This is a genomic window from Nocardioides aromaticivorans, assembly GCF_013408525.1.
Lineage (GTDB): Bacteria > Actinomycetota > Actinomycetes > Propionibacteriales > Nocardioidaceae > Nocardioides > Nocardioides aromaticivorans.
Genome location: NZ_JACBZM010000001.1, coordinates 2,348,232 through 2,361,868, shown reverse-complemented (window position 1 = coordinate 2,361,868; position 13,637 = coordinate 2,348,232). Strand labels below are relative to the sequence as shown.

Below are 13,637 nucleotides of genomic sequence, written 5' to 3'. Positions count from 1 at the left end.
CCCCGCGAACTTGTCCGGAGGAGCGCAGCGGGGGAGGAGAAGTTCGTGGGGTGATTCATAGAAGGTCCTCCTGGATGTGGACGATGCGGCTGCGGACCCACTCGCCCAGGCCCTTGGCCTGCGGGTCGAAGCGCGTGGACGCGGCGACGCCGTCGCCGAGCAGGCCGTGGATCACGATGTTCACGGCGCCCAGGTTGGGCAGCACGTAGACGTCGACGTCGAGGTCCTTCGCCTCGGGCACGAGCTCGCGGACCTTGCGGTCCTTGACGATCTTCGCGAGCCACTGGACCCGCGCCTCGTACTTCGGCGAGCCGTCGTTCTTCACCCACAGGCCGAGGTTGGCGTCACCGCCCTTGTCGCCGGAGCGGGCGTGCACGAAGCTCCCCAACGGCATGCGGCGGGTGATCGTGTCCGCCGGCGCGGGGTACGGCGACGGCCGCTTCCCGAGCTCGGGGTCGAGCTCGGCCGGGCCGGCGAAGGTGGTCGGGTCGGCGATCACCTCGCGGGTGCCGTCGTGGTGGACGACCGTGTGCTCGACGGCCGACCGGTCGACGTACTCGGGCCTGTAGATGCCGAACGGGCTGGGCTTCTGCGGCGGGGTGGTCATCGTGAAGCCGGGGTAGCTGGCGAGCGCGAGCTCGACGGCCGGGCCGGTGAACGGCTTGCCGAGCGGGCCGGCCTCGGGGTCCTTGCCAATGCAGCGCAGGATCACCGACGCGCCTTCCTCGGTGTCGGAGTCGCCGCCGCGGGCGGGCGTCTGGGTCCAGGTCACGTCGGCGGCCGTCAGCTGCGGGTCGAGCTGGCTGCGCAGCCACTCCGCCTTGGCGTCGATGTCGAGCCCGGTCAGCACGAACTCCACCTGGTTGCGGTAGCCGCCGAGCGTGTTGACCGCGACCTTGAGCTGCTCGGGCGGCGCGCTGCCGGTGACGCCGGAGATCTCGACCCGGTCCGGGCCGGCGTCGCGGAGCCGGACGGAGTCGAGGTGGGTGGTGACATCGGGGTTGAGGTAGCGCGTGGTCTGGATCTCGTAGAGCAGCTGCGCGGTGACGGTGTCGACGGTGACCGCACCGCCCGTGCCGTCGTGCTTGGTGATGATGCTGCTGCCGTCGGCGGCGATCTCGGCGATGGGGAAACCCAGCGGCTTCGTCATCGGGGCACCGGCGCGGAACAGGTCGGTGAAGCCGGAGAAGTTGCCACCGGTCGCCTGGGTGCCGCACTCGATGACGTGGCCCGCGACGACGGCGCCGGCCAGGGCGTCGTACGACTCGGGGGTCCAGCCGTGGTGGGCGATCGCGGGACCGACGACGACGCTGGCGTCGGTCACGCGCCCGGTGACGACGATGTCGGCGCCACGGGTCAGGGCGGAGGCGATGCCGAACGCGCCGAGGTAGGCGTTGGCCGTCAGCGCCCCCTCGAACAGGTTGGCCGAGCGCAGGTCGTCGCCCTCGACATGGGCGACCTTGGCGTCGACACCGAGCTCGGCGGCGAGCTTCTGCACCTGCGTCGCGAGGCCGGCCGGGTTGAGGCCACCGGCGTTGGTGACGATCTTGACGCCCTTGTCGATCGCGAGGCCGAGGGTGCCCTCGAGCTGCTTGAGGAAGGTGCGTGCGTAGCCGAGGTCGGCGTCGCGCAGCGTGTCCATGCCCAGGATCAGCATGGTCAGCTCGGCGAGGTAGTCGCCGGTGATGACGTCGACGTCGCCACCCTCCAGCTGCTCCTTCAGTGCCGAGAGCCGGTCGCCGTAGAAGCCGCTGCAGTTGGCGACCTTGATGGGTGTGGTCATCGGGGATCCCTTCCGCCGCCCGCCGGACCGGCGAACGCCTGCGCGATGGTGAGCCACTTCTCGGCGTCGTCGCCGACGGCCACCAGGTCGGTGTCGTCACGGTGCACCCGCTGGGTGACCAGCTGGCAGAAGTCGTACGCCGAGCCGGTGACCTTCTGGGGAGCGTCCTCCGGGCCCCAGGTCCAGGTCGCGCCGCTGGGCGCCGTCAGCTCGACGCGGAACTCCTCAGCCGGAGCCTCGAGGCCGTTGTTGGCGTAGGAGAAGTTGCGGGTGCGCACGCCGATGTGGGCGACGTGGCGGATCCGGTCGGTCACCTCCGGACGGGTGCCGAGGGCGTCGTACACGTCGAGGGAGTGGGCCCAGGTCTCCATGAACCGCGCGGTCGCCATCGACGTCGGCGACATCGGCGGGCCGAACCACGGCATCTTGAGGCCCTCGGGGTAGGCCTTCAGCGCCTCGACAAGCGCGGGCCGGGCGGCGTCCCAGCGGGCGAGCAGCTCGTCGGCGGGGAGCTCGCCGATGCGCAGCGCCTCCTTGTCGACGAACCCGGTCGGGTCCTCGATCGCCAGGAGTACGACGGCGTCCCACGCCTGCTTGCCCTCGTCGGTCAGCGACCCGGCGGCGAGCACGGCGACCTCGTCGGTCCACAACAGGTGGGCGATCGTGGTGGCCACGTCCCAGCCCTCGGCGGGCGTCAGGGTGCGCCAGCCGTCCGCGTCGAGGCCGGCCACGGCGGCGCGGAGCTGGTCGCCCTCGGCGGCCAGGTCGGCGAGGACGTCGTCGAGGACACTCATGGCTTCTCCTTCTGATCACGGGCGAGCGCCGACTCCAGCGAGCGCGACCACTCCTTGAGGATCCTGCGGCGCCGACGGGCGTCGTCGCCGAGCGTGTTGGCCAGGCCGAGGCCGCGGACCAGGTCGAGGGTCGCCTGGACGAGCTCGCGCACGCCGGGCACCGACTCGTCGGCGCCGAGCAGCTCGACGGTGAGCCGGTGGGTCTCGCGGCCGACCCGCTGCTCCAGGGGCGCGACCGCCTCGTGCAGGGTCGCGTCGGTGCGGGCCGCGACCCACAGCTCGAGCGCCGCGGTGAAGACCGGCGAGGCGAAGTGGTCGCCGAGCATCTGGACGACGGCCTCGATGCGCCCGCTGCCCTCGGGGAGGCGGGCGACGGCGGCCTCGAGGTCGGAGCCGCGGATCTCCGTCAGGTGGGCGACGGCCGCGACGACGAGGTCGTTCTTCGTGGGGAAGTGGTGCAGCTGGGCGCCGCGGCTGACGCCCGCGCGCTCCGAGACCAGCGTGGTCGTCGTACCGCTGAAGCCCTTCTCGACCAGCAGGTCGACGGTCGCCTCCATCAGCCGCTGCCGCATGGCGCGGGTGCGCTCCTCCTGCGGCACGCGGGCGGTGGCGGACATGGGGCCAGCATGGTGCCCCGACTAACAAACAGTCAAGACTGACTTTAAGTGATCTGGTGGACAGTGGCCCCGTACGATCGGCGCATGAGCAGCACCGGCCACCGGCACACGGCGCGCGCGTCCGCGCTCGTCACTGCCCTGCTGGTCGGCCTGCTCACGGCGCTCTCCTCGACGCTGCTCGCGATGGGCACCGACGCCCCGCTGGCCGCCGGCATCGCGATGCTCGCGATGGCCGTCGCCGCCCTCGTCGGTACGATGGCCGGCGGCATCCTCGCCCTCCGGCCGGCCACCTGGCCGGGCAGCCGCCAGCCGGTGCCGGCGCTCGCCTCGCTGGTGACGGACCCGGTCCGGCACCCCGTGCGCCCGCGCGCTCCCGGGACGGTCTGACGCTCGCTTCGTGCGAGCCACGACCCCTCCCCTTCCCTTCCCAGGAGCTCCGCCATGTCCGTGCTCGACCCGCTGTCCCATGCCCTCGCGGGCGTCGTCGCCACCGCCCACTCCGCCGTCACCGCCCTCGGCGCCGACCCCGACGGGGCAGGCACCTGGCTGCTCAGCATCGCCGGCGTCGTCGTCCTCGTCCGCCTCGCGCTACTGCCACTCGTGGTCCGCGGGGTCCGCCAGGCCCACGCCGGGGCCCGCGCCCGGCCGCACCTGCAGCGACTGAGCGAGGAGTACCGCGAGAAGATCGCCAACCGCGACCCCGACACCATGCGCACCTTCCTCGAGGAGCGCCGCCGCCTGGGCGAGGAGCACGGCGTCTCCCGGCTCGGCTGCCTGCCGACGCTGGTGCAGATCCCGGTCTGGATGGCGCTCTACCACCTGCTCGCCCGGGTCGCGGGCGGCACGGCGGTCGGCGCGCTCACCCCCGCACTCGTCGCGTCCTTCGGCGCCGCGACCGTCCTCGGCGTCCCCCTCGCCGCCCACGGGTACGCCGGCGGGGGCACCCACCTCGCCGTCGTCGCCGGCCTCGCCGGCACCGCCGCGCTGGTCAGCCTCGTCACCCAGCGCCACCTCGTCGCGCCGAACACCGTCACCGACGGCATGCCCGAGGCCATGGTCAGCGCCCAGCGGCTCGCCCCGCTGCTCTCCGCGGGCGGGATGCTGATGGCGGGTGGCGTCGCGCCGGTCGCGCTGCTGGCCTACTGGGTGATGAGCGGGCTGTGGACCTGCGGCCAGGCCGCGGTCATCTGGCGGTGGTTCCCGACGCCGGGGTCGCCGGCGGCGCAGCGGCGGTGAGCCTTGTTGGTCATCTTGGTCTGGTCAACCTGGTCTCATCGAAGTACGATGGCCTCGTGCCCACCACCGTGAACGTGCAGGACGCCAAGACCCGGTTGTCGGAGCTCCTGAAGTCGGTCGAGGCCGGCGAGTCCGTGATCATCGCTCGGGCCGGCAAGCCGATCGCCGAGCTGCGTCCGCTGCAGCGGGTTGACCTCGTCTACGGGGGCTACGACGTCGAGGTCGACGAAAGGTTCTTCGCCCCCCTCCCGGAGGCGGAGATCGCGGCGTGGGAGGGCGCAGCCTCGGAGAGCGGCGCGTGAGGCTCCTGCTCGACACCCACGTCCTGCTGTGGCTCGCGAGCGACAGCTCCCGGCTCGGGCCCGACGAGCGCGAGCTGCTCGGCTCGGCAGCCGAACGCCATGTCTCCGCCGCGTCCGCCTACGAGATTGCCCAGAAGACCCGGCTCGGCCGGCTGCCCGGCGGCACGCAGGTGCTCGACGGCTGGCAGCGACTGCTGCGCAACGTCCAGGCAGCTGAACTGCCACTGTCGGTCGCGCACATGGCCCGAGCCGGCGCGATGTCCTGGTCCCATCGCGACCCGTTCGACCGGATGCTCGTCGCTCAAGCCCAGCTCGAAGGCCTGACCTTGCTGACCGACGACGATGCCATCCGCTCCTTCGACGACGTGAGAACGCGCTGGAGCTGAGCGTCAGTCGCCGTCGACGTGGAGCTCCGACCCCGGCGTGGCCGCGCACTGCTCAGCGAGCGCGACGATCGGCGCGACGTACGACGCCGATGCGGCGCCATGCGCCGCGACGCTAGTCGATCCGCGCCGTCAGCGGCAGCCGGCCGCGCGCGCACGCCCCCACGGCGGCCGCGGTGAGCAGCGGCAGCCCGACCACGACCACCGCGATGAGCAGCCAGGGCACGTCGAGCGACGCGACCCCGCTGCCCTCGGTCAGGGGGTGGCTGATCGCGATGCCGGGGATGAACCCGACGGGCGCTCCCAGCAGGGCCCCGATGCTGCCCACGACGAGCGCGTACGCCGCTGCCACGCCACGGCGGGTCCGTGGCCGGGCTCCCACCGCGGCCATCGTGGCGAGGTCGGGCCGGGCGTCGGAGAGGGCGAGGAAGGTCGCCGTCAGCGTGCCGCCGAGCATCAGGATCCCGCCCAGGGCGGCCAGCACGCCCTGGATGATCCGGACGGCTTCGTCCGGCTGGTAGCCGCGCTCGACGTAGAAGTACGGGCCGTCGGGCAGCGCCGCCATCGCCTCGGTGATGTCCTTCTGCGCCTCGCCGCTGATCGGCCCCCTGACCAGGACGCCGACGACGGCCGTGGTCAGGTGGAGCTGCTTGACCAGCCGCGGTGAGAACAGGGCGACCGAGGGCGCCGCCCGCCCGGTCGGGATGACGACGGCAGGAGCGTCGCTCTTCGCGACGTCCTCCGCCTGGCCCTCCTCGCCGTCGGGGTAGGTCCAGCGCCGGACGTCGACCGTGAGGTGGTCGCCGTCGAGCACCGGCGTCGCGATGCCGTCGTCCGTCGACTGGTCGTCGTGCAGCAGGACGAGGCCGCCGTCGGCGAGGACGGCGTCCGCCCGTCGCCGCTCGGCCGCCGGGAGCTCGATGTAGTCGGGCACCTCGGAGCTGACCGCGTAGGGAGACCCCAGGGTCGACCAGTACGACAGCGACAGGGGCTCGCCGCCCTGGCTGAACTCGATCTCCACCTCGCTCCCCTCCGTCGAGGTCTCCACGCCCTGGACCTCGACGACCTGGTCGGCCCGGACGCTGCGGGCCAGGACGCTGCGCACCGCGTCCAGGTCGGTGTCGGGAGACAGCGCCAGCGAGCCGTAGCCGTCGGGGAGCTGCGGGTGGTAGCTCGCCGCGTTGGCGGCCTCCTGGCTGCTCACCGCGATGCCGAGCGCGACCACACCGGCCACGGTCGCACCGACCGCGGCCACCGCCGGGACGGTGCGGGTGCGGTGCCGGGCGGCGTCGCGGGCCGCGAAGCGCAGGGCCAGGGGCAGGCGCGCGGCCAGCCGGGCGACGAGCGCGACGGCGACCGGGACGACGAGGATCATGCCGACCACGGAGACCAGGGCCGACCCGGCGATCAGCACCGCACCGAGGTCGTTGGCGCCGGCGCCGGTGGAGGCACCGGCACCCGCGACCGCACCGGCGATGCCGCCGCCCAGCAGCACGAGGCCGAGGATCGGGGACCTGACCGAGGGGCGGCCCTCGCCCCGGCGTCCCGCCAGCACGGCGACGACGTCCTGCTTCGAGGCGCTGGCGGCCGGCACCACGGCGGCCAGCACCGCCGAGAGGAAGCCGAAGGCCGCCACCACGGCCAGCAACGGCCACGGCACGTCGAACGGGCCGAAGCGGGAGCTGTCGAAGGACTGGAAGACAGGCACGGCGAGGGCACCGGTCGCCACTCCGAGCACCACCCCGAGGACACCTCCGACGGTCCCGATGACCACGCCGGACGCCAGCACGGTGCGGCGCGCCTGGCGCGGCGTACCTCCCGCGGCCCCGACGAGGGCGAGGGCGTGCGCCTGCGCCTTGGCGCGTACGGCGAAGGCCGGTCCGGCGAGGAGCACGACCTCGAGCAGCACCATCACCACGACCAGCGCGAGGATCGTGATCGTCAGCTGGTCGACGGACTCGTCGAGGTGCTGCATCTCCGGGGGCAGCGCGGAGTCGGGCGGCGGATCCTGCAGCACGGCCCGCGAGGTCGCCATCGCGCCGATGTCGTTGAGGGCGCGGACCTGGTCCCAGTCGACCGGACCACCCCCGACCAGCCACCGCCGGGTCGGGTCGGGGCTCGTGCCGAACGCCCCGGGGGAGCCGGCGGCGAAATCGGTGCCGGTGTTCCACGCGTTCTCGGCGATGCCGACGATCTCGAGGTCGACGGTCTCCTCGCCCTCGGGCGTCTTGCGCACCACGGTCAGGGTGTCGCCGATGCCCGGGCCCCGGTCGACGACGGCCTGGTTGACCACCACCTCGCCCGGTCCCGGTGGGTACTTGCCCTCGACCGGGTCCACCAGACCGTCGGCCAGCGGGTCGGCGAGGTCGGTGTCGAGGGTCTCGAGGGAGCCGAGGCCCTTCTCGGTCCGGAACTCGACGGAGTCCCTGCCGAAGGGGATCGCGTGCCGGTCCGGTCCGAGCACCGCGAGCACCTCGTCGAGCCCGACCGGCTCGTCGAGCGTGTCGCCGAACCAGCCACTCGCCTGCTCCGGGTCGAAGCTCTGGGCGATCCGGGAGGAGACCGTCGCCTCGACCATGACATCGGCGGCCCCGATCCGCCGGTCGATGCCCTCGACACTCGACACGTCCTGGGTCCGCCACACGATGGCGGCCGCCGTCACGGCGACCACCGGGAGGCAGATCAGCACCAGCATCAACGCGGTCTGGCCCTTGCGCCGCCACGCCTCGCGGCGGGCGAGGCGCAGCGCGACCCGCCAGCCGCCGCTCGTCGTACCCATCAGCTAACCGCGGTCTCGGTGAGCAGCTCGACCGGGGCCGAACCGCTCTCGTCGATCACGACGCCGTCGCGCAGGAAGACCACCCGGTCCGCCCACGCCGCGTGGCGGGCCTCGTGGGTCACCAGGACCCCGGCCGCGCCGGCGTCGCAGCGGGCGCGCAGCAGGCGCAGGATCTCCTCGCCGGTCTCGGTGTCGAGCGCGCCGGTGGGCTCGTCGGCGAGGATCAGCCGCCGCTCGCCGACGACCGCCCGCGCGATCGCGACCCGCTGCTGCTGGCCCCCGGACATGTCGTCGGGGAACCGGTCGGCGAGCTCGCCGATCCCGACCTCCTCCAGCGCCTGCCTCGCCTGGGCGCGCGCCTCCTTGGCGGAGGCGCCGTCGAGCTCGCGGGGCAGGGCGACGTTCTCCGCGGCGGTCAGCGCCGGGATCAGGTTGAAGCCCTGGAAGACGTAGCCGATCGACGTACGCCGCATCCGGGCGCGACCGTCGAGGCTGAGCCGGTCGAGGTCGGTGCCCTCGACCGTCACCGTCCCGGACGTCGGCCGGTCCAGTCCGCCGGCGAGGGTCAGCAGCGTGGACTTGCCGGACCCGGACGGACCCATCACGGCGACCAGCTCGCCGGGGTACGCCGCGAAGGAGATCCCGCGCAGGGCGTGCACCTCGTTGGCCCCGGAGCCGTGGACCCGGCTGACGTCGGCCATTCGCAGGACGGCATCGGTGGCGCTCATCGGTCGGTCTCCTTCGTGGTCGCGGCCACCGCCGCGATGGTGCGGGTACGACGCAGCCGGTCGCGTGCGTCGGCGAGCCAGCGGCGCTCGGCGCGGTCGAGGCGCCGGGCCTGGTCGACGAGGCCGCCGATCATCGGGCGCTCCGCTCGGACGCGCCCGAGGTGGGAGTTTCACCGGCCGGCCGGTGAAACTCACGGTTGGACGACGAAGTTTCATCGTCCAGGCGTGAGTTTCGTCGTCCAAGTTCGAGCGACGCCCGTCGCAGGCGCGCCTCGCAGTGGTCGAGCCAGCGGATCTCGGCCTCGGCGCCGAAGACGAGCGAGTCGAGCACCAGGCTCCACGCGAGGTCGGCCGGCTCCGCCGCGGTCGCGGCTCCGGCCTGCCGCTTGAGCCGGGTGTAGTCCTGCAGCGCGGCCATCGTCGCGCTGCGCTGCTGCTGGATGACGGTGCCGACGTCGACGCCGGGCACGGTCACCGCGAGGGCCAGCTTGATCGCCAGCTCGTCACGCGGGGGCTGGGTGCGGGCGACGGGCGTCGTGAACCAGGTCGCGACCTCGGCCCGCCCGGCGTCGGTGATCCGGTAGACCACGTGGCCCTCGGCGTCCTCGCCCTCGGCGGCCGCCAGGCCGTCGCGCTCGAGCCGGGTCAGGGTCGTGTAGACCTGCCCGACGTTCAGCGGCCAGGTGGTGCCGGTGCGCTGCTCGAACTCGACGCGCAGCTGATAGCCGTACATGGGCTTCTGCTCGAGCAGCGCCAGGAGTGCGTGCTTGACGGACATTCGTGCCTCCGCGATGGGATACATACCGGGTATGGACATGTATACCCGGTATGCCTCGCGCTGTCGAGCCCTGCCACACTCCCGGCATGACCTCAGGCGGAGCGAAGACGATCCTGATCACCGGTGCCTCCAGCGGCCTGGGCGCCGAGATGGGCCGCCAGTTCGCCGCCAAGGGGTACGACGTCGCGCTGGCCGCCCGTCGTACCGAGCGCCTCGAGGAGCTGCGCGCCGAGATCCTCGCGGCCCACCCGGAGCGGCGGGTGGCGATCCGCGCGCTCGACGTGACCGACCACGCCGCGGTCTTCCGCGTCTTCGGCGAGCTGCGCGACGAGCTCGGCCGGCTCGACCGGGTCGCCGTCAACGCCGGGCTCGGCAAGGGCGCGAGGCTCGGCACCGGCCGGTTCGAGGCCAACCTCGAGACCGCGATGACCAACTTCGTCGGGGCCCTGGCGCAGACCGAGGCCGCGATGGAGGTCTTCCGGGCGCAGGAGGCCGGCCACCTGGTGATGGTGTCGTCGATGTCGGCGATGCGGGGGATGCCGTCGGCGATGACGACCTACGCCGCGACCAAGGCCGGCGTCGCCCACCTCGCCGAGGGCCTGCGGACCGAGCTGCACGGGACGAGGCTGCAGAAGAGGATCAAGGTCACGGTGCTCTACCCGGGCTACATCCGCTCGGAGATGAACGACAAGGTCGAGCAGTCCACGCCACTGATGTCCTCCACCGAGAAGGGCGTGCAGGCGATGGTCGCCGCGATCGAGAAGGAGGTCGCCGACGCCTGCGTGCCGCCGCTGCCGTGGGCGGCGATGGCGCCGGTGATGAAGCACGCGCCGCTGGGCGTGCTGAAGAAGCTCATCTGAGCCGGGCGGCCCTGTTCCGGCTCGACGGGCCGGTCGGAGGTCCGGTTGTCCCCATGGGTCCTCCGACCGACTCGCCAGGCCCGGTGAGCACCGGCCGCGACGATCCCCGGGCAGCTCGGTCGCGTGGAGGGGGATCCCCGTGACCGCCCACCGCCACCCGGGGTCTTCCGCGCGGGCCGTGGCGGTGCTCGGCCCGGGGCCCACGCTAGGGAGGGCACCTTCACAGTCGACCCCGGCCTGTGTGAACCCCCGGACGCGGAAGGGGCCCGGTCGGTCGACCGGGCCCCTTCCTGCGTGCGTACGCCGCGGCTACGGCGTGGTGGTGTCGACGTAGACGAACGTCGAGTTCGGCGCGCCGTCGTACCCGAGCAGGCCGAAGTAGTGCGCGTCGGCGTCGAGCCCGCTCCACGTCACGTCGAAGGACGCATCGGCACCGGTGGTCACCGGCACCGGGTTCGGCTCGACGGCCAGGTCGCCGACCGACGGCGAGCCGCCGAGGTCGTAGACCCGCAGCGACCACGGCACCGGGGCGCCCTGGTCACCGGCCGCGAACGCGTCCACCTCGACGATGTAGGTGCCCGCCGGCGCCCCCTCGAGCGAGAAGGTCTCACCGGGCGACGGCGTCGCCGCCTCACCCGCGACGGCGAAGATCGTCGACGGGTCGCACGACTCGGCGGCGTACACGTACATGTCGAGGTCGCTGGTCTGGTCCGGCGCGACGAGGTCGAACTGGGCCAGGTCGTTGCCCTCGCCGATGGTCACGCACTCGAGGGTGTAGGCACCCACCGCGAGCGAGCCCTCCGAGGTCTGCCCCTTGACCAGGCCCGCCGGCGAGACCTGCAGGTCGCCGGTGAAGCCACCAGTGATCGGCACCTCGGTCGAGCCGTCGACGCCCGTGCCGGTGACCGACGTCGGCGCCTTCACCGAGACCGGCCGCAGCGCGACGGGCAGCCGCACGGTGGTCGGACCGGTCAGCGTGACGTGCCCGAAGGCCCACTGGCTCAGCGGCGCGTTGGTGCGCTCGAAGGTGAAGTCGACCTTGGTCGACTGCCCGACCTGTCGGGCCGACACCGACGACCTGCTCGCCTTCGCCTTGAACCCGGGGACGTCGACGCTGACCCGCCACGTGCCCTTGCGGGCCGCGGTGAAGGTGCGCGCCAGGGTCACCGACGTCATCACGTGGCCCTCGGCCAGCGACGGCAGGTTGACGGCGTTCGGCTCGATCGCGGGCACCCCCGTGTCGAGGCCGAGCCCGGTGATGTAGCCGTACCACTGCTCCCAGTCCGAGAGGACGAACAGGCCAGGGTCGAGGAACGCCCGCGGGTTGACGTGGCCGGCACCCTGCGCGAACAGGTCGTTCGACCGGCTGCCGTCGGACTTCTTGAGGTCGGTCGCGGTCGTCATCATCGCCGACTTGATCTTCATCGGCTCCCAGCGCGGGTGGACGCCCTGGATCAGCGCGGCCAGGCCCGCGATGTGCGGAGCCGACATCGACGTACCGGAGTAGAGGTCGTAGTCGCGGCCGTGGTTGGACGGCGGCGCGACGGCGGCCAGCACGCTGACGCCGGGCGCGGAGATGTCCGGCTTCAGCAGGTCGCTGTCGTCGGACGCGGCCGGGCCACGCGAGGAGAAGCCGGCGATCTGCGGCACCGGGGTCACCGTGCCGGAGAGGTTGCCGAGCTCGAAGCGGGCGGTGGCGGAGGCGCCGGCCGAGTCGAGGTAGTCGTAGACCTTCGGTGCGTCGGCGTCCGAGACGTGGATCGTCGGCACGGCGTGGAAGTCGGCGTCCAGGCTGCCCTCGCTGATGTTCGCGAGGACGACGCCGACGCCGCCCGCGCGCTGCACCTCGGCACTCTTGGCGACCCGGTCGTAGACACCGCGCTGGCAGACCACGATCGTGCCGCCGACCTTCGCGGGGTCGAGGCTGTCGGGCGCGCACAGGGCCGTGTCGCTGGCCGAGTGCGAGCCGTTGCCGGAGTCGCCGGCATCCACGAGCTTCGTGTCCGGCAGGGCGGTCTTGCTGATCGACGCGCCCACGATCTTCTGGCCGTTGCCGAGCACGACGGTGTTCTCGAAGCTGGTGTGCGTGCTCGCGGCCACCGTCGTCACCCACGGGCTGTTGTGGGCGACGGTCGAGGCGCCCGGGCCGCTGTTGCCGGCGGAGGCCGCGACGAAGACGCCGGCCTCGGCCGCGCCCTCGAACGCGATCTCCGCGGCCTCGAGGACCGTGTCGGTCGGGCCCGAGATGGAGTAGTTGAGGACGTCGACGCCGTCGGTCACGGCCTGCTCGATCGCGGCGACCAGGTCGGACGTCGTACCGGACGCCCGGCCGTCCTCGGTCGCCCAGAGGGCCTTGTAGACGGAGATCTTCGCGGCCGGGGCGATGCCGCTGACCGAGCCGAAGTCGACGCCCTCGGTGGTCACGTCGTCGACCCGGCCGCCCGCGGCGGTGGACGCGGTGTGCGAGCCGTGGCCGTTGCCGTCACGGGGCGAGATGTAGTCCTCGTCGATGGTGCGTGCCTCGCCGTAGCCCTCGACGAAGTAGCGCGACGAGATCAGCTTGCTGTTGCAGTCGCTGACCTCGAACTCCTCGCCCGCCTGGCACAGCCCGCGGAAGAGGTTGCCGTCGGACTTCCTCATCGACGTCACCGCGCCGGTGATCTTGGTGCCCCACCTGCCCTGCGGGTCGGCCGTGAGCGGCGCGCCCCGGAAGGACTTCGACTCGGGCCAGATGCCGGAGTCGATGACGCCGACCACGACGCCGTCACCGGCCTTGCGCTCGCCGCCGACCTGCTTCCAGACGCCCTTCTTGCCGGTCAGGCCGAGGAAGTCGGGGGTGTTCCAGGTGTCGGCGTAGACGATCGAGTCCTTCTGGACCGTCAGCACGCGGCGGTCGGTCGCCAGCTCGGTGGCCTGCTTGGCGGTCAGGTCGGCGACGAAGCCGTTGGCCGAGATCGTGTAGTGCCGCTTCACGTCGAAGCCGAGGTCACTGCCGAGCCTGTCGTGCGACGCGCGCAGCTTCTTCGTGTACGCCGCCACGCCGGCCCCGCGCGCGTCGAACTGCTCACCGGCGCCGGCCCGGGTCTGGTCGGCCGTGGAGGCGGGCGGAGCCGCCAGCATCACGACATAGCGACCGGCCTTGTAGCGCGTCAGGTCCGTCTTGTCGGCGCTCAGGCCCGCGCCGTCGGAGGCGCCGGGACCCGGGTCACCGGGGTCGTCGGCCAGCGCGGGAGCACCCAGCGCGACCGTCACTCCGAGGATCGCGGCCGGGGCGATCACCAGGCTGGAGCGGAGACGGCGGGCGCGTCGTACGCCCGCGGCAAGGACATGCATCGATGGGTCCTCCGAGATCCGAGAGGGACGGCGTTCGCCTTGTG

At 72.8% G+C, this 13,637-nt stretch carries 13 protein-coding genes; 5 read left to right on the top strand and 8 right to left on the bottom strand.

The features are described 5' to 3' along the window. Positions 1–55: 55 nt before the first annotated feature. Genes BJ993_RS11100 through BJ993_RS11090 form a run of 3 tightly spaced genes read right to left on the bottom strand, consistent with a single transcriptional unit; the run spans position 56 to position 3,194 of the window. Entirely contained in the window at positions 56–1,783 is a 1,728-nt protein-coding gene (locus BJ993_RS11100) for an acyclic terpene utilization AtuA family protein (RefSeq protein WP_179648845.1), read from the bottom strand. Next, positions 1,780–2,577, bottom strand: coding sequence for a TIGR03084 family metal-binding protein (locus BJ993_RS11095; RefSeq protein ID WP_179648843.1), 798 nt, complete (start codon positions 2,575–2,577; stop codon positions 1,780–1,782). Before BJ993_RS11095 ends, BJ993_RS11100 begins: the two co-directional genes overlap by 4 nt. Next, complete coding sequence (locus BJ993_RS11090; RefSeq protein ID WP_179648841.1) at positions 2,574–3,194, bottom strand: TetR/AcrR family transcriptional regulator; 621 nt, start codon at positions 3,192–3,194, stop codon at positions 2,574–2,576. Before BJ993_RS11090 ends, BJ993_RS11095 begins: the two co-directional genes overlap by 4 nt. Before the next feature lie 84 nt (positions 3,195–3,278). Between BJ993_RS11090 and BJ993_RS11085 the strand changes: the two genes are divergently transcribed. The 4 genes from BJ993_RS11085 to BJ993_RS11070 are packed head-to-tail and all read left to right on the top strand — an operon-like array spanning position 3,279 to position 5,118. Then, complete coding sequence (locus BJ993_RS11085) at positions 3,279–3,581, top strand: hypothetical protein (protein WP_179648839.1); 303 nt, start codon at positions 3,279–3,281, stop codon at positions 3,579–3,581. A 54-nt stretch (positions 3,582–3,635) separates the two neighbouring features. Continuing rightward, a complete protein-coding gene (gene yidC / locus BJ993_RS11080; RefSeq protein ID WP_179648837.1) occupies positions 3,636–4,430 on the top strand; it encodes a membrane protein insertase YidC in 795 nt (264 codons plus the stop codon). A 56-nt stretch (positions 4,431–4,486) separates the two neighbouring features. Continuing rightward, positions 4,487–4,732: a type II toxin-antitoxin system Phd/YefM family antitoxin gene (locus BJ993_RS26580; RefSeq protein ID WP_179648835.1), complete on the top strand. Its 246-nt coding sequence runs from the start codon at positions 4,487–4,489 to the stop codon at positions 4,730–4,732. After that, the gene (locus tag BJ993_RS11070) at positions 4,729–5,118 is read left to right on the top strand and encodes a type II toxin-antitoxin system VapC family toxin (RefSeq protein WP_179648833.1); all 390 of its coding nucleotides are present in this window, start codon (positions 4,729–4,731) and stop codon (positions 5,116–5,118) included. Before BJ993_RS26580 ends, BJ993_RS11070 begins: the two co-directional genes overlap by 4 nt. Positions 5,119–5,230: 112 nt before the next feature. Here BJ993_RS11070 and BJ993_RS11065 read toward each other — a convergent pair whose 3' ends face one another. Genes BJ993_RS11065 through BJ993_RS11050 form a run of 4 tightly spaced genes read right to left on the bottom strand, consistent with a single transcriptional unit; the run spans position 5,231 to position 9,400 of the window. Continuing rightward, entirely contained in the window at positions 5,231–7,894 is a 2,664-nt protein-coding gene (locus BJ993_RS11065) for an ABC transporter permease (protein ID WP_179648830.1), read from the bottom strand. Then, complete coding sequence (locus BJ993_RS11060; RefSeq protein ID WP_036543679.1) at positions 7,894–8,622, bottom strand: ABC transporter ATP-binding protein; 729 nt, start codon at positions 8,620–8,622, stop codon at positions 7,894–7,896. Before BJ993_RS11060 ends, BJ993_RS11065 begins: the two co-directional genes overlap by 1 nt. Next, a complete protein-coding gene (locus BJ993_RS11055) occupies positions 8,619–8,756 on the bottom strand; it encodes a hypothetical protein (RefSeq protein WP_179648828.1) in 138 nt (45 codons plus the stop codon). Before BJ993_RS11055 ends, BJ993_RS11060 begins: the two co-directional genes overlap by 4 nt. Then, positions 8,753–9,400: a PadR family transcriptional regulator gene (locus tag BJ993_RS11050; protein ID WP_179648826.1), complete on the bottom strand. Its 648-nt coding sequence runs from the start codon at positions 9,398–9,400 to the stop codon at positions 8,753–8,755. Before BJ993_RS11050 ends, BJ993_RS11055 begins: the two co-directional genes overlap by 4 nt. An 86-nt stretch (positions 9,401–9,486) precedes the next feature. On the opposite strand from BJ993_RS11050, the gene BJ993_RS11045 reads away from it, so the two are divergent. Continuing rightward, positions 9,487–10,260 (top strand): SDR family oxidoreductase, encoded by a 774-nt coding sequence (locus tag BJ993_RS11045; RefSeq protein ID WP_179648824.1) that lies wholly within the window; start codon positions 9,487–9,489, stop codon positions 10,258–10,260. 309 nt (positions 10,261–10,569) lie between these two features. Here BJ993_RS11045 and BJ993_RS11040 read toward each other — a convergent pair whose 3' ends face one another. Beyond that, positions 10,570–13,593: a S8 family serine peptidase gene (locus tag BJ993_RS11040; protein WP_179648822.1), complete on the bottom strand. Its 3,024-nt coding sequence runs from the start codon at positions 13,591–13,593 to the stop codon at positions 10,570–10,572. Positions 13,594–13,637: the final 44 nt, after the last annotated feature.

Bases quoted from the DNA above. Each gene is read 5' to 3' on its own strand.
- yidC (WP_179648837.1), top strand. From the start codon at position 3,636: ATGTCCGTGCTCGACCCGCTGTCCCATGCCCTCGCGGGCGTCGTCGCC.
- BJ993_RS11100 (WP_179648845.1), bottom strand. From the start codon at position 1,783: ATGACCACACCCATCAAGGTCGCCAACTGCAGCGGCTTCTACGGCGAC.
- BJ993_RS11045 (WP_179648824.1), top strand. From the start codon at position 9,487: ATGACCTCAGGCGGAGCGAAGACGATCCTGATCACCGGTGCCTCCAGC.
- BJ993_RS11040 (WP_179648822.1), bottom strand. From the start codon at position 13,593: ATGCATGTCCTTGCCGCGGGCGTACGACGCGCCCGCCGTCTCCGCTCC.
- BJ993_RS11095 (WP_179648843.1), bottom strand. From the start codon at position 2,577: ATGAGTGTCCTCGACGACGTCCTCGCCGACCTGGCCGCCGAGGGCGAC.
- BJ993_RS11065 (WP_179648830.1), bottom strand. From the start codon at position 7,894: ATGGGTACGACGAGCGGCGGCTGGCGGGTCGCGCTGCGCCTCGCCCGC.
- BJ993_RS11055 (WP_179648828.1), bottom strand. From the start codon at position 8,756: ATGATCGGCGGCCTCGTCGACCAGGCCCGGCGCCTCGACCGCGCCGAG.
- BJ993_RS11090 (WP_179648841.1), bottom strand. From the start codon at position 3,194: ATGTCCGCCACCGCCCGCGTGCCGCAGGAGGAGCGCACCCGCGCCATG.
- BJ993_RS11060 (WP_036543679.1), bottom strand. From the start codon at position 8,622: ATGAGCGCCACCGATGCCGTCCTGCGAATGGCCGACGTCAGCCGGGTC.
- BJ993_RS11050 (WP_179648826.1), bottom strand. From the start codon at position 9,400: ATGTCCGTCAAGCACGCACTCCTGGCGCTGCTCGAGCAGAAGCCCATG.
- BJ993_RS11085 (WP_179648839.1), top strand. From the start codon at position 3,279: ATGAGCAGCACCGGCCACCGGCACACGGCGCGCGCGTCCGCGCTCGTC.